23 protein-coding genes are annotated in these 25,345 nt (G+C 45.8%); 11 read left to right on the top strand and 12 right to left on the bottom strand.

Features of this window, described 5'->3' with window-relative positions:
- The first annotated feature begins 62 nt into the window (after window positions 1-62).
- The 5 genes from yhdJ to AB4Z08_RS05905 all read left to right on the top strand — a co-directional run bounded on the left by yhdJ (window position 63) and on the right by AB4Z08_RS05905 (window position 4,765).
- Window positions 63-890 carry an adenine-specific DNA-methyltransferase gene (gene yhdJ, locus AB4Z08_RS05925; protein WP_441572808.1) on the top strand — a complete coding sequence of 276 codons (828 nt, stop codon included), beginning with the start codon at window positions 63-65 and terminating at the stop codon, window positions 888-890.
- A 172-nt stretch (window positions 891-1,062) separates the two neighbouring features.
- Window positions 1,063-1,869, top strand: coding sequence for a M48 family metallopeptidase (locus tag AB4Z08_RS05920; protein WP_441572807.1), 807 nt, complete (start codon window positions 1,063-1,065; stop codon window positions 1,867-1,869).
- Between the two features lie 160 nt (window positions 1,870-2,029).
- Window positions 2,030-3,064: an endonuclease/exonuclease/phosphatase family protein gene (locus AB4Z08_RS05915; RefSeq protein WP_441572806.1), complete on the top strand. Its 1,035-nt coding sequence runs from the start codon at window positions 2,030-2,032 to the stop codon at window positions 3,062-3,064.
- Window positions 3,065-3,141: 77 nt separating this feature from the next.
- Window positions 3,142-3,996 carry a tetratricopeptide repeat protein gene (locus AB4Z08_RS05910; protein ID WP_441572805.1) on the top strand — a complete coding sequence of 285 codons (855 nt, stop codon included), beginning with the start codon at window positions 3,142-3,144 and terminating at the stop codon, window positions 3,994-3,996.
- A gap of 28 nt (window positions 3,997-4,024) precedes the next feature.
- Window positions 4,025-4,765, top strand: coding sequence for a hypothetical protein (locus AB4Z08_RS05905; protein ID WP_441572804.1), 741 nt, complete (start codon window positions 4,025-4,027; stop codon window positions 4,763-4,765).
- Between the two features lie 18 nt (window positions 4,766-4,783).
- Here the strand turns inward: AB4Z08_RS05905 and AB4Z08_RS05900 are convergent, their stop codons facing one another.
- The 4 genes from AB4Z08_RS05900 to AB4Z08_RS05885 form a co-directional block, all read right to left on the bottom strand.
- Window positions 4,784-5,431: a DUF5710 domain-containing protein gene (locus AB4Z08_RS05900; protein ID WP_441572803.1), complete on the bottom strand. Its 648-nt coding sequence runs from the start codon at window positions 5,429-5,431 to the stop codon at window positions 4,784-4,786.
- 120 nt (window positions 5,432-5,551) lie between these two features.
- Window positions 5,552-8,221 carry a CHAT domain-containing protein gene (locus tag AB4Z08_RS05895; RefSeq protein WP_441572802.1) on the bottom strand — a complete coding sequence of 890 codons (2,670 nt, stop codon included), beginning with the start codon at window positions 8,219-8,221 and terminating at the stop codon, window positions 5,552-5,554.
- A 90-nt stretch (window positions 8,222-8,311) separates the two neighbouring features.
- Window positions 8,312-10,300 carry a PKD domain-containing protein gene (locus AB4Z08_RS05890; RefSeq protein ID WP_441572801.1) on the bottom strand — a complete coding sequence of 663 codons (1,989 nt, stop codon included), beginning with the start codon at window positions 10,298-10,300 and terminating at the stop codon, window positions 8,312-8,314.
- A 106-nt stretch (window positions 10,301-10,406) separates the two neighbouring features.
- Complete coding sequence (locus AB4Z08_RS05885; RefSeq protein ID WP_441572800.1) at window positions 10,407-11,516, bottom strand: hypothetical protein; 1,110 nt, start codon at window positions 11,514-11,516, stop codon at window positions 10,407-10,409.
- A gap of 151 nt (window positions 11,517-11,667) precedes the next feature.
- Here AB4Z08_RS05885 and AB4Z08_RS05880 point away from each other — a divergent pair, with 151 nt between their 5' ends.
- Together AB4Z08_RS05880 and AB4Z08_RS05875 are read left to right on the top strand one after the other, a co-directional pair.
- Entirely contained in the window at window positions 11,668-12,225 is a 558-nt protein-coding gene (locus AB4Z08_RS05880; protein ID WP_441572799.1) for an RNA polymerase sigma factor, read from the top strand.
- Between the two features lie 3 nt (window positions 12,226-12,228).
- Window positions 12,229-12,963 carry a hypothetical protein gene (locus AB4Z08_RS05875; protein ID WP_441572798.1) on the top strand — a complete coding sequence of 245 codons (735 nt, stop codon included), beginning with the start codon at window positions 12,229-12,231 and terminating at the stop codon, window positions 12,961-12,963.
- Between the two features lie 2 nt (window positions 12,964-12,965).
- Here the strand turns inward: AB4Z08_RS05875 and AB4Z08_RS05870 are convergent, their stop codons facing one another.
- From AB4Z08_RS05870 to AB4Z08_RS05860, 3 genes are all read right to left on the bottom strand, one after another.
- Window positions 12,966-13,430: a VOC family protein gene (locus AB4Z08_RS05870; RefSeq protein WP_441572797.1), complete on the bottom strand. Its 465-nt coding sequence runs from the start codon at window positions 13,428-13,430 to the stop codon at window positions 12,966-12,968.
- A gap of 35 nt (window positions 13,431-13,465) precedes the next feature.
- Entirely contained in the window at window positions 13,466-14,566 is a 1,101-nt protein-coding gene (locus AB4Z08_RS05865) for a hypothetical protein (RefSeq protein WP_441572796.1), read from the bottom strand.
- A gap of 177 nt (window positions 14,567-14,743) precedes the next feature.
- Window positions 14,744-15,268, bottom strand: coding sequence for a hypothetical protein (locus tag AB4Z08_RS05860; RefSeq protein WP_441572795.1), 525 nt, complete (start codon window positions 15,266-15,268; stop codon window positions 14,744-14,746).
- A gap of 77 nt (window positions 15,269-15,345) precedes the next feature.
- Between AB4Z08_RS05860 and AB4Z08_RS05855 the strand changes: the two genes are divergently transcribed.
- Window positions 15,346-17,046 carry a TPM domain-containing protein gene (locus AB4Z08_RS05855; protein ID WP_441572794.1) on the top strand — a complete coding sequence of 567 codons (1,701 nt, stop codon included), beginning with the start codon at window positions 15,346-15,348 and terminating at the stop codon, window positions 17,044-17,046.
- 107 nt (window positions 17,047-17,153) lie between these two features.
- On the opposite strand, the gene AB4Z08_RS05850 is transcribed toward AB4Z08_RS05855, so the two are convergent.
- The 3 genes from AB4Z08_RS05850 to AB4Z08_RS05840 all read right to left on the bottom strand — a co-directional run bounded on the left by AB4Z08_RS05850 (window position 17,154) and on the right by AB4Z08_RS05840 (window position 19,735).
- Window positions 17,154-18,005 carry a DUF6515 family protein gene (locus AB4Z08_RS05850; RefSeq protein ID WP_441572793.1) on the bottom strand — a complete coding sequence of 284 codons (852 nt, stop codon included), beginning with the start codon at window positions 18,003-18,005 and terminating at the stop codon, window positions 17,154-17,156.
- Between the two features lie 135 nt (window positions 18,006-18,140).
- Window positions 18,141-19,094 (bottom strand): ADP-ribosylglycohydrolase family protein, encoded by a 954-nt coding sequence (locus tag AB4Z08_RS05845; RefSeq protein WP_441572792.1) that lies wholly within the window; start codon window positions 19,092-19,094, stop codon window positions 18,141-18,143.
- 404 nt (window positions 19,095-19,498) lie between these two features.
- The gene (locus tag AB4Z08_RS05840) at window positions 19,499-19,735 is read right to left on the bottom strand and encodes a hypothetical protein (protein WP_441572791.1); all 237 of its coding nucleotides are present in this window, start codon (window positions 19,733-19,735) and stop codon (window positions 19,499-19,501) included.
- A 943-nt stretch (window positions 19,736-20,678) separates the two neighbouring features.
- Here AB4Z08_RS05840 and AB4Z08_RS05835 point away from each other — a divergent pair.
- Window positions 20,679-21,575: an aldo/keto reductase gene (locus tag AB4Z08_RS05835; protein WP_441572790.1), complete on the top strand. Its 897-nt coding sequence runs from the start codon at window positions 20,679-20,681 to the stop codon at window positions 21,573-21,575.
- Window positions 21,576-21,736: 161 nt separating this feature from the next.
- Entirely contained in the window at window positions 21,737-22,441 is a 705-nt protein-coding gene (locus AB4Z08_RS05830; RefSeq protein ID WP_441572789.1) for a DJ-1/PfpI family protein, read from the top strand.
- Here AB4Z08_RS05830 and AB4Z08_RS05825 read toward each other — a convergent pair.
- Together AB4Z08_RS05825 and AB4Z08_RS05820 are read right to left on the bottom strand one after the other, a co-directional pair.
- Entirely contained in the window at window positions 22,389-23,420 is a 1,032-nt protein-coding gene (locus AB4Z08_RS05825) for a fatty acid desaturase family protein (RefSeq protein ID WP_441572788.1), read from the bottom strand. The genes AB4Z08_RS05830 and AB4Z08_RS05825 overlap by 53 nt on opposite strands.
- A 49-nt stretch (window positions 23,421-23,469) precedes the next feature.
- On the bottom strand, window positions 23,470-24,351 hold the full coding sequence (locus AB4Z08_RS05820; RefSeq protein ID WP_441572787.1) for a lysophospholipid acyltransferase family protein: 882 nt from the start codon (window positions 24,349-24,351) through the stop codon (window positions 23,470-23,472).
- 153 nt (window positions 24,352-24,504) lie between these two features.
- Here AB4Z08_RS05820 and AB4Z08_RS05815 point away from each other — a divergent pair, with 153 nt between their 5' ends.
- Window positions 24,505-25,338 (top strand): N-acetylmuramoyl-L-alanine amidase, encoded by an 834-nt coding sequence (locus AB4Z08_RS05815; RefSeq protein ID WP_441572786.1) that lies wholly within the window; start codon window positions 24,505-24,507, stop codon window positions 25,336-25,338.
- The last annotated feature ends 7 nt before the right edge of the window (window positions 25,339-25,345 follow it).

Genomic DNA, 25,345 nt, shown 5'->3' with positions numbered 1-25,345 from the left:
AGGCCAGGGTATTTTATCCTGGCCTTTTTTTTGTCTAAATTCACCATCAGAATTGAATCAGCATGGAAGTATTCGGGACAACCAAACATAAAATCATCCACGGCGATGCGTTGCAGGCATTGCAAACAATGGTGCCGGATAGCTCAGTAGACCTGCTTTTTGCCGATCCTCCCTATAACATAGGCAAGAACTTTAATGGACATATTGAAAAATGGGATACTGAAGAAGCTTACCTGGACTGGTGTTACCAGTGGCTGGACCTTTGTTTGCAAAAGCTGAAACCTAATGGCAGCCTATACGTTATGACCGCTACGCAGTTCATGCCCTATTTCGATATCTACCTGCGGCAGAGAATAAATATTCTTTCCAGGATTGTATGGAGCTACGACAGCTCAGGAGTGCAGGCCCGTAAATACTTTGGCTCCATGTATGAGCCTATCTTATATGCTGTGAAAGATAAAACGAATTATACCTTCAATGCAGCCGATATCCTGATAGAAGCCAAAACGGGCGCGAAAAGAAAACTGATTGATTACCGGAAAGCGATACCAGCTGCCTATAGTACCGAAAAGGTACCCGGCAATGTCTGGGATTTTGCCCGTGTACGTTACCGTATGGATGAATATGAAAATCATCCTACCCAAAAGCCGGTGGCATTGCTGGAGCGTATCATCAGAGCCAGCTCCAACGAGGGCGATATTATACTGGATCCTTTTTCAGGCACTTTCACTACCTGCACTGTGGCTAAAAAACTGGGCAGAAATTGTATCGGCATTGAAATGCAGGAAGAATATATAAAAATAGGACTGCGAAGAATGCAGCTGGCAGCCGAATACAAAGGAGAACCATTAAAACGTGCGATACGCTCCTTTGAAAATGATGTGATGTAAACAGTTGTTCGGAGAAATTTTGCGTCAGGAACTTATTTAAAGTTACCCCCGTAATAAAGTATGGAATCGTAACAATATGGGCCGCATATAAAAATCTATTATCTTCGCCCTGTAAAACCTATATTATTCAGCCGTTTAACCCGTTTTTTCAAAACAAGTAAAAACATAAATTATGTTTGTTTTCGCACGTTTAAGCCTCGTTTGCGCTTTGACCATGTCATTTGCTGTAGCCTCAAATGCACAATTAAAATTAAACACTAAAACGCTGGGAGCCGGCGCCAAGGCAGTGAAAGCTGCTACACTCACCGATGACGATGTCATTAAGTATACTAAAGAGTATATTCAGTGGATGGATGCCCACAACCCGGTAGCCCCTGCAGATGACGCCATGGCACAGCGTTTAAAAAGACTCACCGACAAGGCAACTAATTACGAAGGACTGAACCTGAACTTCAAAGTGTACCTGGTAAGAGATATCAATGCTTTTGCCTGTGCAGATGGTAGCGTACGTGTTTGCGCGGGTTTGCTGCAAACCATGACAGATGATGAAGTAATGGGTGTTATCGGCCATGAAATCGGTCATGTGAAAAACAAAGACTCCAAAGACGCATTCAAAACCGCGTTGCTGACTTCCGCACTGAAAGACGGCGCCTCTTCACAAGGTGGCACCGCCGGTGCATTAAGCGATTCGCAATTGGGAGAACTGGGTGAAGCCGTAGCGAATTCCGCCTACTCCCGCAACCAGGAAAGCCAGGCAGATAATTATGGTTATGAATTCCTGAAAGCAGCAAAGCTTAATCCATGGGGCATGTCTACCGCTTTCGAAAAATTATGGAAAGCTTCTCAGGAAGACAGCGGCGATAAAAAGAAAAAATCTCAACTGTTTTCTTCTCACCCTGACACGGAAAAAAGAATGAACACAATGGCGGAGAAAGCAAAGAAAGACGGATATGAAAAGCCGGTAGTGGCAGCGAAATAATTTTTTTAAATAAGCGTTCCCGGTTGTCCTGTAAAGGATAACCGGGATTTTTTTGTCGTTACTTATGCGCCGTTTTGTTTTTTATTAGTATTTTTCCTGGCAGTGAACATGATAAATACTTTCTACAATTTTTAAGGCCGGTATGGTCATTTATATTCTTATGAGACATTTAAAATCGCGGTTGTTGCTCTTCGCATGTTTTCTCGGACTGTCAACTAAAGGAATGGCGAAAGATATACGCTTGTCAGTGCTGCAACTAAACATCTGGCAGGAAGGCACCATGGTGCCAGGCGGTTACCAGGGAATTGTGGACGAAATTGCTACCATAGATCCGGACTTTGTGACCTTAAGTGAAGTCAGGAATTATAAGGATACTCGTTTGTGTGACCGGCTGCTGGCCTCTCTCGCGGAGAAAGGTAAAAAGTATTATTCCTTTTTCAGCCAGGGTTCGGGGCTGCTAAGCCGTTACCCTATCACCGACAGCGCCGTGATATTCAGTGAAAACGGAGAGATCTGCAAGTTGATCGCAAATGTGCATGGCCGGGAAGTAGCGGTATATTCTGCTCACCTCGACTATCTGAACTATGCGGTGTACCTGCCTCGCGGATATGATGGCGTTACCTGGAAAAAGATGGCAGCGCCCTGCACCAACCTGGATACCATCATGGCATCCAACCTGGCGTCTAAAAGGGACGAGGGCATTGCCGCATTTATACAGGCAGCAGATCAGGATATCCGGGCAAAAAGACTGGTATTCCTGGGTGGAGATTTCAACGAAGCCAGTCATCTGGACTGGACGGCATCTACTAAAGACCTGTTCGATCATCATGGAATGATTGTACCATGGACCTGCTCCGTGATGCTACAGGGAAAAGGATATCAAGACAGCTACCGCGTGAAGTATCCATCTCCCGAAAAAAATCCAGGATTTACCTTTCCGGCAGATAATAAAGCAGTAGAAGTGAAAAAACTAGCCTGGGCGCCAGATGCCGATGAAAGAGAAAGGATAGATTATATATACTTCTACCCTGACAAAAAACTGCAATTGCAGAAAAGCATGGTGGTAGGACCTTCTGGCAGTATTGTAAGAAATCAACGGGAAGAAGAAAAGGGACGGGATAAATTTTTACTTCCTTCCGGTACCTGGCCAACAGACCATAAAGGAGTGCTCAGCATATTTAACATGGGCTTATAGTGCTGAATTAAAATATTCCATCCTATTTTTGTCAAAGTGCAGCCAACCGCTGCACTTTGACTTTTTAATACGGAGACATGGAAATACGGGATCAAAAAATTATCGCCGCAATAGAAGCCATCTGGCAGGAATCAGAAGTATTGTTTGAAAACAATGACCTCGCCAGGTATGCACAAAAGCTGGAAGAGGCCTGGGATCTGTTACCATCCCCCAAAACCAGTTATGATGATAGCTTCCATCTTGCTTTAAGCATCGCGGAAACCTACCTCGAATTAAAAGATTTTCCGGCTATGCTCAGATGGGCTAAAACTTTGCAACAGTGTGATCTGGAGCGTGCTGACGATGGCGACCGGGAGTTTATGCTGGGTAAGGCCTTTTATGAAAATGGGTCCATGACGGAAGCAGAGCAATACCTGAACATTGCCATGCAAAAATCTGGTGGCCGCGTATTTGAAGGCGCAGATGAAAAGTACCTGCACGTATTCCAGGGTCTGGCCTCCGTAGTGGAAGAATCGCTTCCGGATGAAGTGTATGAGAAAATAGAAACATTATCGGAAGAAGGCAATGTACTCGCCGATGAAGAAAATTATGATGCCGCATTGGCAAAATTCACGGAAGCATTACAGCTGCTACCCGAGCCCAAACATGAATGGGAAGCCAGTACCTGGCTCAATGCCAGTATTGGGGATATGTTATTTTTTAAAGCCGACTACTCCGCGGCCGCCAATAGCTTTTTTGATGCCTTAAACGGCCCCGATGCACAAGCGGTAGGTTTTGTGCAATTGCGTTTGGGAGAATGTCTTTATGAGCTGAAACAGGAAGAACAAGCCCTGGAACATCTGCTGCGGGCTTATATGCTGGAAGGGGCAGAGATTTTTACAGAAGAAGATCCCCGGTACCTCGACTTTTTAAAAGCACGGGTAGAATTATAAGTTTCCCCATTTACTTCAAAAAATACAGATGAAAACGATTGTCCCATTTCTTTGTTTGTTGGCGATATGGTCATGTAATGGCGGCTCCAAAAACAACACGCCCGCCGATAGTACGCTGGTGAAACCCGATAGTACGGTAGCTGCTGTTCCTGTTGCATTAAAAGACACTGCTCCAGCAGCTTTTATCAGCCACTTTAGAAAAGGGGAGATCCTGACAAAAGGGAAAGTGTATACGGATACCCTTACTTATATTGGTTTCAACGACTTTGGCGATGATGGGCTGTTTAGTTGTGTGAAAGGTAAGGACACCGTATCCCTGATCTTTAATAGTGATGTGAAGGACCCTGCGCTCAACAATGGGGATCGGATTATACTGCAATGGAAAATGGAGATATATGAACCTGCCGGTGACCCTGAGTTTCCTTACCCTAAAGAATATGTAGTGGATTATCATTTACTACAGCCGGGGAAAGTAACGCTGCTGAAGAAGACTAATATTTTGCTGCAGGGGTATTATGACGACAAAGAAATAAGCCCTGAAGGACAAATTGAAATAGAGGCTGCAGTATGGTATTACGTAGCCAATACAACAGATACGGCTATACGTAACGTAGTGGATGTGGAGCGACAGGCATTGCAATATACCATCGAAAAGTATGAAGGGGAAGGGGAGCCGGGAATCAGTCACATTATCTTTAAAACTGCCAGTCAGCCGGTATTGAAGCGGGTGCGCTTTGATGCAGGCATGCCCTATTCACTTTCTGAATAAATGTAGTGGGGGGCAATTTCAGGTGTCTTCTTCTGAAATGTCTCCCCGTTCTGCGAATTCATTGATTAGCCGCAGGTGATCTCCCAGAGAGTAAACGGCATCAATCAAAGGTGCGTATTTCAGGCTGAAATTTCTGAGTTGCAGCTTGTTAGCAGCTTCCTTCTCTGCCGGGCTGAATACTCCGGCTTCTTCAAACAGAAATCCATCTCCCTGTATGCTGCTGCAGGAGACACAATGATTAAGCCAGTAGTGACTTTCTGTAGACGGAGACGAGGCCGGTTTGTAATGCGGATAGTTATCCTGCAGGAAAGTCCGTAGGTTGCCGGATACAGCGGAAATCTGTTGAAATACGGTAAAGAAGTCCTGCGCCAGCCATACCGGCTCATCCCGGTCATTGATATCTTTCTCATAAAAATAATTCCCGGCAATAGCTATAATGCGATTTTGCTGCTGACATTTCCAACAGGGCCTGTCCGCATGTACAATGGTAATTTCAGTCGGCAGGATAATAGCCGGATTCTTTTCCGGAATCCACTGGTCTACTTCCATGAGCCGATCGTATTGATCTTCCGGTAAAAACCAGGCCTGGGCGACTTGATCCCATTGGGCGCCCTTTGATATAGCATTCTCTTTTTCCGCTAAGGGAACATTCAGTAGTAATGACATAATGCAGGGTATGACTAAAGGACTCTCTTCCCTGAATTTAAGGAAAAATCGGGGGATTCTGATATAAGGAGGCAAGTCTTTAGAATTTCATCACATAGCGGCGCTGCAGTGATGTGGAAATCAGGGGCCGGACTTTTTTTTATGTTTCAGTAGCCACATCCCAACAGGTACCAGGAGTAGTAATAGCAGCCAATACCAGTAATGCGGGGACGCATGCAAAACAACCGCCTGCGTATTGCCCTGGAAACTCAGTGCTGCCCAGTAATAGGGGAGTTTGTGGATATCTGATACCCCGGCATCCTGCAGCCAGTTGAGTTTGGCCTGTTGCAGCGCTATGGCGGCATTGCTTTGTTTCGATAGCTGTGTATAAAACTGCTGCATTAATAATGGTGCGGTGGCATCATTTACATTCCAGGAAGCAGCTACAACAGCCGGGGTTCCTCCGGCCATGAATGCGTGCGCCATACTTTGTATACCTTCTCCGGTTACCAGACGTCCATCACCGGTTTTGCAGGCACTTAGCACTACCATCGCCGGATGCTGCTGCAGGCCGTTTAGTTCAAATAAATAAAACGGTGCATCATACAGCATAATATGCGGTGCATCAGCACTGTCTTTTTTAATAAATGCATGTGTGCTGATATGCACCACTGCCGACTGCGTCAATGCCTGCCGGAATTCCCCGCTGCTGGCCTGTTCATTTACATACCAGTTGCCGTTGGTGATAGCAGGCATCATACCTTCCTTTTCTTTTCTCACTCCTTCCAGGTCCGATAATCCGGCTTGTTGCTGCGAAACAAAGAAGCCGCTGAAGCCCTGCCGGTTGGCAGGTGCCTGCATCTGCAGCCGCCAGGTACGTAATGAATAGGCGTATGAAATGGTGGCCTGTTTCACCAGGAAGGGCCATTTACCAATGGCAGGTTTGTAAGCGGCATCCGTTACCAGGGCTTCCATGGGCAATGTACTCAGTACGCCGTCCGGCATCAGCAGATAAGTATTGTGTGACTCCAACGGATGACGCGCAAATAGCAGCGCATAGAGGCCGTAGGCGGCGTTGTAATAGGCATTAGGGTTGTTGAGCATAGCCTGTGGCCCTGCTTCGAAATATAGCTGCTTAAAACGCACAATAGCGTCTCTGTCAATTGTGTTGCTGTCCACATAACGGATACCATTCCTGTCCAGTTCTACTGTATACAAAGTATGGCTGCCGGTGAAAAATGTGCGGATCAGTTGTGCCGGCGCCAGCAGGTGTAGTATGCTGTCTGTCGGCAATACATCTGTTTCAGCGCCGGGAGCAGGACGGATTTTTTTGCGCAGCGTGGCCAGATCCCAGGCCACCCGTTGCTCCCGCAGTTGTAGTAAACTATCATTACGACCGGATTGCAACGCCTCTTTACGGTAATACAACTGTGCCTGTTCCAGCAACCGTATACGTTTATGTATAGAGTCGTTGCCGGTGTAATGGGCTTGTTGTTGCATTTCCTCCCACAATAGTTGTGATTTGCTGTTTTCCATAAACTGCAGCATCGCCTGTTGATACTGCTTGTCGTGGGTAGTTTGCCAGCAATGCCATGCCAGGGCAATAGCCGTTTCATAACGATAACGACTATCTGAAATAGCTGTTTCTTTGGCAGAAGAGGAAATATATTGATGCCGTAATTCTCTTTCGGCGGCAAAGCATAAGCGATATAGGGAGAGTGCCGTTGCAGACTCCTGCAGTGATTGACAGGCAGTGGCTGCAGTGAACAGGAGATCTAGCAGGGTGTATTCTCCATAAATATCCCGGCTGTTCAAATGGCGTATATTCTTTCCCGGTAGTAGAATGCTGGCGCAGCTATCGAGCAAAGCCAGGGCTTGCCGGGGCTGTTGCAGCGAGAGCTGGAGTTTACCCATCCGTAAAAACAACCGGGCTTGTTCCCGCCTGCGTAGTACGCGTTTGCTTTCCGGCATGGCGGCGGCCTGTTGGTAGTACTGTGCAGCAATGTTGGGTGTGGAGAGATAAATATCGCCCGCCTGCTGATAGGCCATAAATAGCCAGTGCGCAGCTTCCTGGTTGGTGGCAGGTTGTTGCCGCAATATGGCGATGCTTTGTTGTATGCTTTGTTTGGCAGCGGCGTATTGTTGCAGTTGCTGGCAGGCATCGGCCTGTTCGGATAGGAGCAATCCGTAGGTCGCACTGCGTTTATCTGCCAGCAGGGTGCCTTCTCTGCAGTATATGAGCGATTGCTGCAGCTGTCCCATATTGGCTGCGGTATTAGCCAGGTTGCTGTAGGTGGCTGCTATGGCTTGCTTGTCCTCCAGCTCACGGGCAAATTCCAATGCCATGCGATGAATGAATAACGCCTGCTCATAGTCGCCCAGCCGTGTATAATTATTGCCTAAAGGCTTAAGAATATATTCCAGTACCAGGCTGGGATCTGTGATGGCAGTATGTTGCCGCCCCCATTCAAATGCCTGTTGATAAGCATCTGTAGAGGAGATGATATCCCCGCTTTGGAGTAAAGTATATCCCTGGTTAATGAGGAGGTCCTGCCAGGCCTGTATTTCATCGGTACTGGCAGGAGTGCGCCAGGCACTTACCCGGGCCTGTTTGAGTTGTGCGGCTTTGGCAGTGGGAGAAGCAGCAGGGTATTGAATCTGTGCATAGATCCAGGCTGTGAGCTGATTACTATCCCGGTATTTTTTGAAGACTGTGCTATCCGGGTCTTGCCAACAGATAAAAAGCCCTGCTACTGCCAGTAACAGCAGCCTGTTCTTGATCAGGGCAATATATGATCCGACTTCAGCCATTTATAATAGCTGAAGATAGGATTATATATTGCGATTTACGAATACCAGTGACTCCCTGTATGTCCGTAATTCGTAATTCTTAATTCGTAATTATAATTTGTAGATGGCGTAAAGAAAGAAACGATCCCTGGTGTCACCACTCAGCTGGTGCAGGTAACGGAATCCTATAGCCGGACCACTTTTTATTTTCCCCACCTGTATATCTGCGAATGGTGCGGCATTCAGGCTGGCAAACCACTGCGTATTATCTTTTATGGTTTTGCTCACCGTGTTGGCAATGACGGTTGGTTGTTGTACCGTGGTCAGGTATACTTTCGATTCGGTAGTAGTAGTGGAGGCGATATTTATCTGTGCCAGTGCACCTACGCCCACGCCTACCCAGTTATTGATGTTGTAACGGAAGTGCAGGGGCACCAATTGCATCGATTGACGGGAGGTGGTGATGAGTTGATTTCTGCCGCCGATTAAATATACCTGCCCGTTGAAGGTTGTGTCGCGTTTGTCGCGCACAATGGCTGTTTCTGAGGATGTTTTTTCCAGTATCCCGGCATAGGCTTCCACCTGGAAGTAAGGCCGGTCGGGAGCAAAAGGAGCCAGTACGGCCCCGAGCTGCAATGGACCTTTCAGCGTATAGTCTCCACTGTTAGGCGCAAACGTATAGCCGGCCACGATACCCGGTGAAAAGCCTTTGATGAATCTTGCCGTAGCACGATTAGTATAAATAGGTTCGTTTTTGTCAAATATAATAGCGGCGCGGCTGCTGAAAGGAATCTTCCTGGGCTTCTTCTTAAATAAAATGCTATACCGCACAAATCCTTTGGTAGAATCTTCATCTGTTACACCTTCCTGTTGTAATCCGGGCAGGTAGATATTGCGGAATACAAAGTAGATGCTGTCTTTGGTGCGTACTGTGTCAATGCAGCTTTGTAGCTGGTAAGCTGAGTCGCAGGCAATACAGGCAGGACTGATTTCTTTTAACTGTATCGTTTGTGTATTTAGTTGCCGGGGAACTGCAATGCCAATAGCGACTCTTTTAGCAGGGCCGGGGCCGGTATTCTGAAATTGAATTTTATAGGTTAGTTCTTTTTTCTTACCCATAAAACGGTAGTTAATGCGGTGTTTTTTCAGTTGGAGCCGGTTAGGGTCATGAGAGGCTACCACGGCCATTTCCAGCTCATATACTTCTGGCGCCATCAATACGTTGTCGGGTACCAGCATGGCTGTCATCGTAACAGTAGCATTGGTATCCTGTATCATTTCCGGCAGGGTATGCATATTGAGAAAAAGGAATTGCTCGTCTGTTTTATTGGTATTGCTGTAGTGTAATACGTGATGGCTGCTGTAAGTACTTTGCATGGACTGCAACAATGCTTTGGTAGCGGCATTGCTGGTAACTGTTGCTGGCGTGGCGCGGGGGCCATGGGCGAAAGCCATGTCCGGACCTTGCTCCGGTGTTTCCAGCTTCGTCAACAGGCTGGATAAAGAGCCGCTATCTTCTCCATGATAGCTTCTTTTTTCAGTGAGATCAAACCCGGCATGACCAAACTGTTTCTCATTGTAAAACAAAAGAAGGGTGCCGCTGCCGACATCTCCGGCTACATTTCTATAACCAATTAAGGCCATGAAATCTTCTCCCGGTTTGGGATTACGATTGATCTTCATTTCTATATTGCCGGCGCCATGAAAGAAATGAGATGCCCAGGCGCTGTTCTTCACCGGCTTTTTAATTTTAATGGGCCGGGGTTTGGTAGGCGGAGCCTTGCCATCGTCGTAGTTGTTAGTAGCGTATAGTCTTACCTGGTAGGTACCGGTATCTTTATAGTGTAGTTCCGGTGTTTTACTGAAACTAAAAGATCCATCTCCCAGTTCCCAGAAATAGGTGTAAAAGGAGGTGGGTGCGCCAGCTATCTGCCTCAGTGGGCGCAGCTTTGCGACCAGTTGCAGACTGTCGTCTGCTCCTTGTACCACAATTTCTGCGGGTACAGTATCCTGTTGAAAAGCAGGAGAGGAAGGCGTTTGCGCCATACAGATGCTACTAAAAAAAAGGAAAAGTGTCAGGACAGGGGCAGCGTGTTGCATATAACATAAATATAAATAAATATTATATAAAATGAGCAATAAGTCAACCGGGTTGATTGACTTATTGCTTTTCAGTTTGGAGTAATTGTAAACGGATAACAGGCCGTTACTTGGAATTCATGCTGGTGATCAGTGTGAGCAGCGTAGCAGCATCAACTGGTTGTAGGTTAAAGCTTACGGTCGTATAGTCGTCACCTGCGGCAGGTGTGCCGATGGTAGTTGTTTTTTGTTCTGCATATAACTGTCCGCCTATAGCACTGATCGCGAGGAAAGTACCTTCTATTCCTACAGGGATGGAAGTCTGGTAGCTGTGGAATCCTTCCTTGCCTGCTGGGGGCGTCATAATTACGTTATAGAATTTCACCAGGGTATTGAAGTTCTTAGGTTTGAAGAACAGCATACTGGGTTGTTCTCCACTGTAGCTGGCACTGGTTTCTGCATTAAAGTAATTGGTGAAATAAGCCATCACAGTAGTTTTGGGGTTAGGCATAGATGCCAGTCCATCGCAGTTCACCCACCGGATCAGGCTATCGAGACGAAAGTCCATGGTACCGTTAGCTGAATTAAACAAGGCATAGCTGCTCTGTATCTGGTTCCAGAGTACACCTTTGGAAACGGATTGTTGTTTGGTAATAGTTACCGGTTGATTAATGTAATTGAACCCGTTTTGAGTGAAGGTAACAGTGGTATCTCCGCTCCACATTGGCACTTCTTTCATGCCATTGGGGCCTCCTGCATTGTCACGTGGTTTGGCGGGCACCTGTACCCGGATGCCTTTCCCGGTGTCATTCTTCGGTCGCAGGGAAAGGTCCTGATTGTTCTGAACCGCTTTTACAAAAAACTCCCCATAAGACACCAGTATCTTTCCATCCGCTGTCACTGTAGGCTTGTCCGACAAGATCATATCGCTCACATCTCTCATCTCCTTGATACTGATATCTACAGCACCGGTTACAGGCGCTCCGGTAGCCGTAATAAAAGCATTCGCAGGAATCGTAAATTTTGTGCCCTTGGTGGTGGTGATCACACCGCCGGCGGCAGCATCTATATTAAAGTGTTCAAATTTCGGGGCATGAGTGCTGAGTAGCTCTGACAACATTTTTCCGTCCAGTCCTTTATCAGGCGCCACTTCCTGGCTATTATTCTTTTTGCAGGAAGAAATGGCCAGCGCGGCGGCTACTAAGCAGGTAATCGTTTTTAAGGAAATAGTTTTCATAAAAGTATTTTTTGTTGAATAATGTTTTCGCTTGTTTGATAGTAGATCAACACCTCTTTTATTTTGTTACCCCCCTTTTGAGAATAATTTTTTAGAAAGATGTATTTTTAGTCATGGCATGTTCCTATCAACCAATGCAAATCAATCCCAGATGAGTACTCACCCCGATCAGCGATATCTTGATGGCCTGCTAAGGAACGATACCCGGCTGGTACAGGAGATATATGAGCGCTTCGCCGGAAAGATTAAACACCATATCCTGCAACACCAGGGTACGGAAGATGATGCGGCAGATATTTTCCAGGAGTCTATTATAGATGTATATAACCAGGCAAAATATAAGCAGCTGCAGCTCACCTGTCCCTTTGAGCCGTTCTTTTTACTGATCTGTAAAAGGAAATGGCTGAATGAAATAAAAAAAAGAGGCCGTCAGCCGGTAACAAAAAGACTGGATGATTTATATGAAGTAGGGGAAGATGTATTTGCTGCCGCGGAGCAGGTGCTGAAAGAAGAGGTGCAGGCAGGTATGTTTCTGACTCAGTTTGAAAGGCTGGGAGAGAAGTGCCGGGAAATACTCCGGCAATCGCTTACCGGCGAGGCCCAGGAAAAAATCGCGGAAGCAATGGGCGTCACTTATGGCTATCTCCGGAAAAAGAAATCCGAGTGCATGGCTACGTTGTTATCATATATTCAGGCTCAGAAAATTTAGTGTATGGCTGCTTATAATAATGAAGATATTATCCGTTACGAAGATGGGGACATGCTGCCGGAAGAACGGCTGCAGTTTGAGGCCGCATTGCAGGAAGATGCTGCACTGGCAGCTGCACTGGCGCAATACCGGGAGGTAATCGCTACACTGTCCGACCGTTTGCAGCCGGATATCAGCCGGGATACACTGAAAGCCACTTTACAGCAACAGCGGCAAACACATTTCAGCCGTAAGGGAAAAGTGATCAGTATCAGAAAATATCTCACCGCCATAGGCGCTGCCGCAGCTATATTGGCAGGTGTACTGCTGTTCCGCTTTTATTCGCACGATACCAACTATATGGAAACATATGGCAACATTGAAATGCAGGTAGCCGCGGAACGGGGCAATAATGCGGACAGCCTGTTGCAGTCTGCCGCCCTTTATTTTAACGAGAAGGCATACACGAAAGTAATTCCTTTGCTGGATACTTATCTTAAAACCGACAGCAGCAGCCAGATGGCACTTTATTATAGGGGAGTGGCTGCCACCCACACCGGTGAAACCGCCGGGGGGCTGGCAGACCTTAAAAAAGTATATGAAGGGGAATCGGTTTTTAAATACGATGCGGCATTTTACATAGCGCTCTATTATGCACAGCAGCAAAACAAAAAAGAAGCATTGTCCTGGCTGAAATTAATCCCCGCCGATGCCGCCGCAGCTGCTAAAGCCGCTGCGCTGGAAAAAGACCTGAAATAAGCTTAGTATTTGTCATCGTTGATTTCCAGCCAGTAGCCATCCGGGTCACGCAGGTAGATCTGCTGTACGCCATCTACCCTTTTGGTCACCGCACCTGCTTTACCGGGCCAGTCTTCAAAAGCGATGTTATGCTGTTTCAGCACTTCCAGGAAATCTTTCATGGAAGGGACACTGAAGCACAGGTGGGTGTTTTTATCATGCGTAGTGGCCTGCGCCGCCCCCGAAATAACATGCACCTGGGCATGTTCTCCTACCTTAAACCAGCTATGTCTGCCATCTTTAAATGGCTCAGGCATAGATTCCAGCCCAATAATATCGCGGTAGAAAGTAGTGCTGCGTTCGAGATTTACCACGTACAACGCCATATGATTTAATGACGGATACTTCTTCGTTTGTCCATTCATGTTAGTGGAAATGCCAATGAGTGCCAGGAGCAAAAGGCATCCGGATAATAAGAATTGTTTCATAAGAACAAGATAATCACCCGGATTGATAAGTGCAACTAGTTGGCTGCCTTAAACGCCACAGATTCAATAATAACGTCCAGTTTTTTCAGGGCAGGGGTATCAGAACGAATCGTTTTATCGCCCGTTACCTGGTCATATTGTTTGGGATCGCCGGTATTGTTGGCTTTCAGCACAATGATGACCCCTTTACCTTCCAGGGCGCCACCATTCCAGCTGGATACCATGCCGCCATTGGTCCACTCAAAAGCGTTGAGTTTAAATGGACGACCGTTCACCTTGATGAGCTTATCCAGCGGATCACCGGCTTTGATGCCGTAGGGCGATTTCCATTTGGAAGGATAGTGGGAAAAGGTGAGGATATTACCATTTTCTCCGTCAAACTGTACTTCCAGCTCATTATCTGTATCCGGGTAGATCAGGTAAGCTTCTCCTTCTTTATCGCCAGCCAGGTTAATTGCGTCATGTTGGGTAACATTACTGGCGCCATACATTTCCAGCAGTTGTTCCGGAGTGCGTACCTGGAACAGGGGACGTACTTCCCAGTTACGTGTATCCGCAGCCGGGGCCGTGTTAGCAACGGGAGCGGTGCTGCCATCTGTGGTGGTAGCGGTGTTTTCCTGGGCACTGGTACTGGTATTAGCCGGTGCGGTAGCTGCGGCCTGGTTGGCGGCGGCTACTTCTGCAATGGTAGCAGGCGGTTTTTTACCGGTAACAGGGCCGGTATAGGTAGTCAGAAAATCTTTTTTATCGTCCAGCAGGGCTTTCACCTCGCCTTTGAATTTATTGGCGGTATATGTTGCAATAGGAAATACGCTATTGGTTTGCAGGTCCAGGCTACGCAGGTTGGCAATAAACCGCTGCCTGTTGCAATCACTGTACTGATACAGATATTTCAGGGCGGCATCCAGGGCTACCGGGTCTTTCTTCAGATCAAAGACGGTAGAATCTATATCCAAACCAGCGTTGCCACTACGGGTGAGCTGTTCTGCAATATAGCCTGAGATAGAGTCATGGGGCAGTTGGTAATGCGCAGCCACCCTGTTGGAGAAATCGTCTATCACCGATTGACTGAGTTTCGCTTGTGCGTTCAGTAATACCGGAACGAAGAGGGCAACCAATATGAAAAACCTTTTCATGTGAGCTGTATTGATCATCTTAAAAACTAATAACAACGTTAACTGGTTTGAGATCACTAATTTATGTAATCTTATCAACATGGTTACTATAACTGCCCGATTATGGCGGTAATTAGTAAAACGTATGGATACTGAAATATAGTATTTTTAAAGGCAGCCCGCTGCAAAGAAATGAATTTATGGTTGAGGTGGCAGACTGTCGCGGGTTTTGAGAAATGCCTGGTATTGCTTTTTTATTTCCAGGTAAATATCATAATCCGAGGTGGTTTTTAAAAACGAATATTCGGGCGTATACCGCTGCATGAAAAGTTGGAGACTGTCTCCATCCAGTTGCGTCACCTTGTTTACCAGGGAGGGTGTATAAACGCTGTTTACATACATTTCCCGTTCTTTGTTGAGCAACATATGCCGGAAGGAGATCTTCTTCTTATTCTTTTTATACTGTGTTACTTTATACAGGTTATTGATATTTACACTCAATCCCTGGTACACCTCATACCATTTAGGGCGTCTGAAAGTAAGCGCCTTCCCATATTCTTCCCGGAAAGCCAGGGAGTCTTTGAAAAAATTATACTGGATGATATGTACGGTTTTCAGTTGCACCGGTGGTGTAACAGTAGTGTCCTGAGCCTTGTTTTGTGCAAAGCTGCGGGTTGTCGTAAAGCATAAGAGGAGTAGCCATATTGTGAATGCGGGCTTCATGAGTGGATTAAAATACTTTTTTCTGCTTAAATGAAAAGTTAAATAAACATATCTTAGAGGGGTAGAATGTATCCCAAATGAAGCGACGTCCATATTTTATGAAAAGTGTTTTGCTGGCCTTGTTGTTGGTGTTTTTTGTTGCATGTGACAAAAGTAAACAACAAAAATTTACTGTGGCAGATGTTCCGGACCCCAAAAAATCGGGAGGTGGTTATGTCAGTAATCCGGACCATTTGATTTCTGATCAGGCAGTAAGTGAGTTGAATACAAAAATAGCTGCCCTGGATAATACTGGCAAAGTGCAGATAGCCGTAGTGGTCCTGCATAGCATCGGCGAAAACGAGTCCCGCGATTTTGTACATAAGCTGTTTAATTACTGGAAAATAGGGGATAAGGAGAAGAATAACGGATTGTTGATCCTGATGGTAGAAGATGCGCGCAAGCTGGAATTTGAAACAGGTACTGGCATTGAGGCAGATATGCCGGATATCATCTGTTTCCGTATCCAGCAGGAATATATGATTCCCCGTATTAAGGAACATAACTATGATGCGGCTTTTACCGATGGGCTCCTGTCGGTAGCCTCGCTGTTTAATAATGGCAATTATGCATACAATCAGTTACCGGATATGCCGGCATCAGATCCTTCCCTGATGGCTTCTGATACCACTGCGGTGGCCATAAATATTTCGCCGGATAATCCGGTACCAATGGCGGGGCCCGCGATGGATTCCGCTACCGCGGGAGGTGTAACATCAGATAATCCAACGATGGATAATAATGTGGGGGAGGCCGCCCCGCAACAGTTTGCAGATACTTCCTCTTCGGGGAACTCTTATTCTTACACCGGTGATTTCTCTTTCATTGGCCTGATTTTCTGGATCATTGCGTCAGCGTTGATGGTGCGGGTTTTCTTCGGCAAAAAAAATAAGAAAACAGGAGCTACGGACCCTGCACCGGTGCCTGTTTCTGCCTACCCGAATGAATTTCTGCATCCGGGCTGGATGGGGCAGGTGTTATTGCATCTGGTTGCCTTTAGCTGTATTTATTATATCGCCCATCAGCGGCATACAGATGTAGGATTTATAAAAACATTTGTAATATACTATGTGACATGGGTAGTGTTTATGCATGTGGCTGTGCTGATCATCATGATGCGCTCAGCGATCTTGCTGGCGGGAAAAGACCGGCATGAAAAATGGCTTCGTCTGGAGATATTATTGCGGGATTTTGGTCGTGCGCGTTATGTTTTTCCCCTTCCTTATCTCTGGTTATACCTGGCGTTATTAAAGAAACGCCTGGATCATTTGAGAAATGATCCTTATGATTGTCATCACTGTCTGAAGCCGATGCATAAGCTTGATGAGGCAGCAGATAATAAATTCCTGGACAAGAAGCAGGTGATAGAAGAAGAACTGGATTCCGTGGATTACGATGTATGGGGTTGCGATACCTGCGATAATAAAATAATTCTGAACTACACGAATATGCGTACGCACATGGCGCAATGTCCTTCCTGTGCACACATGACGTATAAAAACGGTGGAATGGTCACGCAGCGTCCTGCTACTTATTCTTCAGAAGGTTGGGGCGTCACCAAATATACTTGTATGGCCTGTGGGTTTAAACATGAGTACCGGTTTACCATTGCCAAATTAGTGGAGTCATCGTCTTCCTCCTCGTCTTCTTCGAGTAGTTTTTCAAGTTCTTCCTCGTCTTCTTCTTCGGATTGGGGAGGTGGTTCTTCAGGAGGTGGAGGCGCCAGCAGCAGTTGGTAGGTAGTTCTTTTGATGAGCGTTAAAACGGGCTTATTTGCCAGGAAAATTGCCATAAAAAAGAGCCGGTTGAAAAACCGGCTCCCTGTTAATCTGAATAACTATTTTCTTTAATTATCGGCATTCATTTTACCCACCACTTTATAACCTGCTATGGTGTTATCACTGTTTAAAACAGACTGATAATACATGCCGTCTGGTGATAAAAAGTACTGCTGACCGTTGATGTTCACGGTGCGGCAATTATCCGGCAACTGCGTAATCGTATTGTCTGTGCCATTGCCGGGATCATTGTTTGGGGCGTTGTTTCCCTGATCGTCCGTAATCGTCACTGTTTTGTCGCCTATTTTACCGTTCTTTCCAACTACCACATAACGTCTGCCGTTATCAGTCATTGTTTCCTGGTAATAGGTGCCATTTAATTCGTAATAGGTGTTTCCATCTACCGTTATTTCCTGTGCACCTTCCGGTAAGTTCGGAACTGCAGCACCCAAAGGCGCTTCTACTACTTTGTAGCCTTTACTGTTGCCGGTAGATTCATAATAGGCACCTCCGTAATAGTACATTGGACCAAAGGAGGCTCCCAGTGAAAAGTAGCCGAAAGGCAGTGTAGAAACATATAAGCCTAAAGGAGGATAAAATGGGTTATAGTAAGGTCTGTACCTGTAATAAGGGCGTCCATAGTAGCCATAACCATATCCATGGCCGTAGTAGCCGGGACGGTAACCACCGCGATAATAGCCTCTGTTAACAGGTGGAGCTACTCTTGGTGAAGATATATGCTGTGGCGTAGATATTCGTCCTCCGCCATTTCCTCCGAAATGACTGCCGCTGACGCGGCCGCCGCCACCACCAAAGTGACCGCCACCTCCACCACCGTGTCTCTGTGCGTAAGCGCTGCTAACTGTAAATGTGCCCAGGAGGCCAATCAGCACAAACAGTATATAAAATCTGTTTTTCATTTTTGTAACATTAAGTTGTACTCGTCTTATCAATCCCGCTATTTTCAACTACTTATTAGACGGTAAAAGGACTTGAAAGTTTAACGGAACAACTATAATATGCAAAAATGCGGCCGGTTTCCCGGGAGGATAAATTTACTGGGTACTGGTGCTGTTAATGGCTGCCATAAAGCGATTGGCGAGTTGTCCGATTTCGGCTGATTTAGCCACCTGGCCGACCCACTGCGGAGAAATATTATTTATTCCGTAATGTAATCCGGCCGCTGCACCCGCCACTGCGCCGGTAGTATCCGTATCGCCGCCCAGGTTTACCGCGCGGAGTACGCAGCTGGCATAGTCGCTGGTATTCAACAGGCACCAGAGTGAACTTTCCAGGGTATGTAGCACGTAGCCGGAACTATGGATCTGTTGTTCCCGGATTTCCGCTATATTTTGCAATAAAACCCTTTCATAGTGTTTTACCTCTGCAGGATTAAATGACTGTGTATTTAGATAAGCATTGACCGCTCTTTGCATCTGGAGATAGGACTCCTGCAAATGGCCGGTTGACAGTAACGTACGCAGGAATTCTACGTAAATAAAACAGGCCAGTACGGAACGGAAATGCTGGTGAGTGATACCGGCAATTTCTTTCACCGTCTGATAGCGGAGATGGATATCATTTTCTTTTGCCAGGAAAAAGGCGACCGGCATCATACGCATTAAAGCGCCGTTACCATTTTCAAACTCTTCGAAACCGCCACTGATCAGCGGGGAGGTGCCGGTAGCCACTCTTTGCAGGGCCCGGCGGGTAGTATGCCCGATATCAAATACTTCATTGTGTGCGCCCCAGTAACCTTCCTGCGCCCAACGCACAAATATTTGCGACATAGCGGCAATGTCATATCCGGTAATAAGACTTTCTGCTGTGCAGAAAGTAAGAGAGGAATCGTCTGAAAAAGTCCCTGCAGGTTGGTTCCAGCACCCGTAGCCGGTAAGGGTGTCTATGGGATTTTCTGAAAGATAGCTACGCGTTTTGAATTCTACCGGTACGCCCAGCGCATCGCCGATAGCAATACCATAAAAGGCGCCTGTTACTTGTTGTTGCATGGGATAGGTCACTAACGTTAAAGTATGTATGAAATTGTCTGATTCAATATACGGTTGATTTATCAATTCTGATAAACAGGCTATGTTTTTTATACAATAATTTTTTTGATTTTCGCGTGTTCATTTTCATTCAGTTCGTCTCAAGTTTGTTCATTCTTGTTCATTTTGATAATGGCAATAAACGTGTTTTTTGTAAATAACAGTTCCCTACCTTTGCATTATAACGATCACTGATCGTTGAAAGATTACACCGAAGTCTGTTTTTTTAATCTGTCTGAGCCTTTGTAAATAACCTTTTCAGTAACAGTTAACCCTGGATACATAAGAGAATGGTTAACCAAACATAATCACGCAATGAAGTTGCTTACTACTCATTGATCGTGTCCATTTGTTAACAACGAAACTTAACCCACATGCAATCTTTTTTGTTCAACCGGCAATTTCAAACCTGCACGTTTCTCGGGCATTATCACCACCAGCTTTTTCTTTTTGTGCTGAATTAGATAGGCAGTAACTGTGTTAGGGTGGCCAGGCTTTGTGATTGCCTGTGGTCCAGGTAAGTGAGTAACTGCATCGTTTTCAGTCATGGCTTTGTGATCGCCTGTCATCCAGGTAAGTGAGAAATGCATCGTTTCAGCCACGATTCTGTGATAAAATTGTCATGTATTATCCGCTGTACTGCAGGTAAGGGAAGAGGTATGTCATCAAACGAATTAAATATGAGGCAGCGCCTTTGTACACAGTTTGTTATCTACAGTTAATCTTTTACAGCTATTCACTAATGGGGTGATAGTACATACAGAAAAAGGGGACTGTTTATCCAGACAGTCCGGTATTCATTGATAAGTGAGATGAATTATTAGTTGACGTCTTTGCGACACTTGCATAACGGGACCACTTATTCAGGTAGTCCCCCCTTATTGCTGTCATCATCAAAAAAAGAATATGCAAAAAAATATTGGAGTGCAACATACACGATGGAAGCTTTATACACTGGACTGTTTTTCTAGACGGTCCCATATAATCAACATCATCAATATGCAGGTGCATACAGGCATATTGTTCAAATATAAAGTAGTAAACGCCATATGTTAACCCTCACAGTGTAAGTAATACAAGATTATTTATGCTGCGATTGATTCGGAAACCAGGGACTGTTTTTCCAGGCGGTCCCTTAGTTTAAAACTCAGACTGCTACCACAGTCTTCAATTATATAAAACGTTTTTCATGAGTGCAATTTGATTTGGGAAAGGAAGGGACCATCTTTTCAGATGGTCCTTATTTAAACCTCCCTCATCACTTGCCGCGAAGAGACATACGATGGATCGGACATACTAAAAAACGGGGGCTGTTTTTCCAGGCGGCCCCATTCCATAACTACCATGGTAACACTGTCAATGGCAGCGGTTACTGCAACATAGCTCATTTTTGAGGTGGACGTAAATCGATATATAGGGGGCTGTTTATCAAGACGGCCCATTATTTAAACCGGGTTTATATGAAAAATGAAAGATTTGGCTATAACTTCGTTATGATCACCTCTCCGATAGCGGTGATAAAAAACGTAGTAAAACCCGGAAATCATGCAATATCGTCTCCTCGGAAAATCAGACCTCTCAGTCAGTGAAATCGGATTTGGCTGCATGTCGCTTGGCAAAGATGATGCAGACAATGCACGTCTTATTCACCATGCACTTGACCAGGGCATTAATTTCTTTGACACCGCAGATCTGTATGAACACGGACAGAATGAAATAACGGTAGGAAAAGCATTGCAGGCGAAACGATCAGCCGTGATCATTGCCAGTAAAGTAGGCAATCAATGGAAAGAAGACGGCAGTGGATGGAACTGGAATCCGGGTAAAGAGTATATTATAGCAGCCGTGGAAGCCAGTCTGAAACGCCTGCAAACAGATTATATTGATTTGTATCAGTTGCATGGAGGTACCCTCGAAGATCCGATAGATGATACCATCGCTGCCTTTGAAACCCTGCAACAGCAAGGGAAGATAAGGTATTACGGTATTTCTTCGATCCGGCCCAATGTGATCCGTGAATATGTAAAGCGCTCCCATATAGTGAGCGTGATGATGCAATATAGTCTGCTGGATCGCCGCCCCGAAGAAAGCAGTTTTCCGCTATTGCTGGAAAACAACATCGGCGTACTGGCCAGGGGAAGTGTGGCGAAAGGATTGCTGGTGGACAAACCCGCAGCGCCTTATCTAAACTATACAGAAACAGCCGTGGCGGCCGCTGCTGCTGCGATTAAAAAAATCAGTACCCCGGCGCGTGATGCAGCACAAACAGCACTGCGCTTTGTATTGCAGCAGCCAGTTGTCAGCAGTGCTACCGTAGGTATACGTACGGCAGCGCAACTGGAAGATGCACTCCGCGCTGCACAGGCGCCTGTATTACAGCAAGAAGAAATCGCCGCATTACAGCAGGTCGTTCCCATAAACAGGTACGATCAGCACCGGTAGAGGAAATTACGAATTGAGAATTACGAATTACCGAGTTGTGGGAAGGTCGTAAACATGATGATCAGCATTCGCTTTATCTTCCTACAACTCCGTAATGCATTTACCTGCTCCCTGTTTACAGGCTGCTGCATTATTATTGTACCGCGTTTAAAGCTCCATGTATGCAAAAATTAAAGGTGGGGATGTTACTTTTTCCTGAATTGACCATCCTCGATTTCACTGGCCCCTATGATGTATTTATCAAAGCCCCCTGCTTTGAAGTCCTGATTGTAGGACTCAGCAAAAGCCCGATCCGCGCGGAAGGCGGACTATCACTACAACCGGATATCTCGATGGCTGAATGCCCCCAGCTGGATATCATTTTTGTGCCGGGTGGACGTGGGATCAATTCATTACTCGCCAATCAGCCACTGTTGCAGTTTCTGCGTGATCAGGGTATGAAAGCAAAGTATATTACATCTGTATGCACCGGTGCATTGGTGCTGGCTGCCGCCGGTCTGCTGGAGGGATATAAAGCTACTACCCACTGGCGTTCATTGGAATTACTCAGGATGTTTGGTGTAGAAACACTGGAAGAGCGGGTAGTACGGGACCGCAACCGTATTACGGGTGGTGGCGTTACCGCCGGCATCGATTTCGGATTAGTGCTGACCGCATTAATAGGCGGAGAAGAATTAGCAAAAGTGATCCAGCTGCAGTTGGAATATAACCCGGCGCCACCGTTCAGGGCGGGATCTCCACATACTGCCGGATTACCGGTACTGCAAAAAACAAAAGAAATGACCCAGCTGACGCTGGAAGTAAGAAAGAAGATTATCCGGCAACTACTACAGGATCAGGCTTCCTCATCAATTGGGCTGACCTGATTGCGCGTACCTCTCTTAAACTGATCATCTTGTCCTGTTCCGGATCCCATACTTTCAGGCGGAAACAGGCGCGCACATCCCGGAAACTCAGGGTGGTGGTTTTTGCGTTTTGTAATGCCGGTATCGCCTGCATTACTTCCGGTAAACGATAAAAAGGAATACGTGCATTCAGATGGTGAATATGATGATAACCAATATTGCCGGTAAACCACTTCATGGCAGGATTCATGACCATATAGCTGGAAGAAAGCAATGCAGCCTTGTCGTAACACCATTCCTTGTTGACATTAAAGGTGACGCCAGGAAAATTATGCTGGGCATAAAAAAGATAGGCGCCCAGTCCGCAGGCAATGGTAAAAGGTATCAAAATAAACAGCAACCAGCTTTCCCATCCCAGGAAATACACTACTGCTGCGCTGCCACCCAGATGAATGATAAGGGCCAGTAAGGAGTCCATGTGTTTACGCGGACTGCTTACAAATGACTGTACACACATACCGAGCATAAACATCGATAAATAGCCTGCCGCAATGGTTATTGGATGACGGCTGAACAGGTAAGTGCGCCTTTCTGCCGGTGTGATAGATTCAAATTTTTTGCGTGTAATGATAGGATAGGAGCCTATGCTGGCACTGAAAAGTTTTGAGTTGTGCTTATGATGATAATCGTGGGAACGCTTCCATATACTGGACGGGGCCAGTACATATACACCAAAAAAAACCATGATCACTTCTGCTACCTTCGATTTATGCAGGATAGCATGATGCTGATGGTCATGATAAATAACAAACATTCTCACTATCAGCAACCCGGAAAGGAGGCTGGCAAGAATTCTTAATACCAGGTAAGGTAATACCAGTGTGCCTGTCAGTGATAAAACCAGCAGTAATAATGTCGATAATGTGAAAAGCCAGCTTTTGGCTCTCTCTTCGCGCGCATATGGCTTGGTAGCCAGTATCAGTTCTTTACCTTCCAGCATATCGTTGTAGGATAATCTTATCTAATGTATGTTGATGTATGATTGAATATTAAATAACAGCAGGACGTTTATGTTTCCACCGTTTGTGTGACCACAACCAGGTTGCAGGCTGAGAAACGATATCTTCCTCGAGTTTACGTGTATGTGCTGTTGTGATCGCTCCGTCTTTTTCTTCAGCCGGAGTGGCGGTCAGCATTTCTGCTGTTACCGTGTAATAGCCTCTTTTTTCACGTTGTACTGTAACGTATACTACCGGGTAGTTCATTTTCTGCGCTATTTTTTCAGTACCCTTGAATACCGGGGTGTCCTGATGCAGAAAATTGAGCCATTGGGCAGTTTTAGGCTGCGGAGCCTGGTCAGCGATGAAAGCAGTTGCATTTACTTCACCACGGTTTTGTACCATATCCCGGAAAGTATCCTGCATGGCGATCAGCTTGGTGCCGAACCGTGTGCGCATGCGGTACATCAAACCGTTAAAATGTTTATTTGCCAGCGGATGATAGATAACATATAGCTGTTGACGGCACAATATACTGAATGTATTGCCAGCCCATTCCCAGTTTCCCTTATGTCCCATCACCAGTACCGCGCTCTTTTTTTCTGCTTCCAGTTTGTTAAACAGCTCCAGTGTAGCAGGTGTAAAGCTACAATGCTTTACCATAGCCGTTTTGCTGATAGTGAGCGTTTTAAATGTTTCCAGGAAGAGGTCGCAGAGGTAATGATAGAAATCTTTGCAGATGCGGCTAATTTCCGCATCACTCTTTTCAGGAAAAGAATTGCGCAAATTTTGAAGTACTACCTTTTTACGGTAGCCCATCACGTAAAATAACAACACATATACTGCGTCAGACACCAGGTAAAGTACACGGAATGGCAGTAGCGACAGCGCGTAAATCAGTGGTAACAGTAAGTAGTAGGCAATTGCAGACAATGTGGCACAGGTTTTTGATACTCCTAAAAGTATTATTGAAAACGTAAATATATATTTTAAAGAACACTTTTCATAGTATCTATGAAAAAAACGATGCATCGGTTCATTTAGTATCTTTATCAAGTAGTCTTGTGTAAACTTTAACAGATACAAATGAAGACCATATCTCACTTTATAAAATACTGCTGCCTGCTGGCAGTGATTGGCGGCTTCGCTTATTGCGCGCGTAATCCCTATGCCAGTACCAATAAGGTGTACAGACAGCAAGCCAAATCCTATGCGAAGGCATTGAGGCAGCAACCCGGGGAATTGTCCGGCGCCAATGGCGTAGCTGCTCCCTCGTGGGTGGGTACGGTTAATTTTAATATGCGTAAACCCAGCATAGTTATCATTCATCATACCGCTCAGAATTCATGTGAACAAACACTGAAGACGTTTACCATGGAAAAAACACAGGTAAGCGCCCATTATGTGATATGCCGCAATGGGGCCATTCATCATATGCTGAACGACTATCTCCGCGCCTGGCATGGCGGCGTTGCCAGGTGGGGCAACCTCACGGATATCAATTCTTCTTCTATTGGTATAGAACTGGACAATAATGGAAAGGAACCTTTTGATCCTGCCCAGATCAGCAGTTTGCTTGTATTGCTCGATACCCTGCAGCATCGCTACAATATTCCCACTGCCAACTTTATAGGCCATGGTGATATTGCTCCCGGCAGAAAAGTAGATCCCAGTGCTTTCTTTCCCTGGCAACAACTCGCGGAAAAAGGCTTTGGCCTATGGTATAAAGACACCACCGCCACCGCAGTGCCTGAATCTTTTAACACATTACTGGCACTCCGCATCATCGGATACGATATAAAAGATTCTTCCGCCGCCATCATGGCCTTTAAACGCCACTTTATGCCAACGGATAGCCTGCCGGGCCTGAGCGATGCCGGAAAGAAAATACTACTCAATCTGCAGCAGCAATATCAATGACCTGTTA

The organism is Chitinophaga sp. RAB17 (assembly GCF_052114225.1).
GTDB lineage: Bacteria > Bacteroidota > Bacteroidia > Chitinophagales > Chitinophagaceae > Chitinophaga.
Note: the sequence above shows the minus strand (reverse complement) of the source record. Positions and strands in the feature narration are given on the sequence as shown.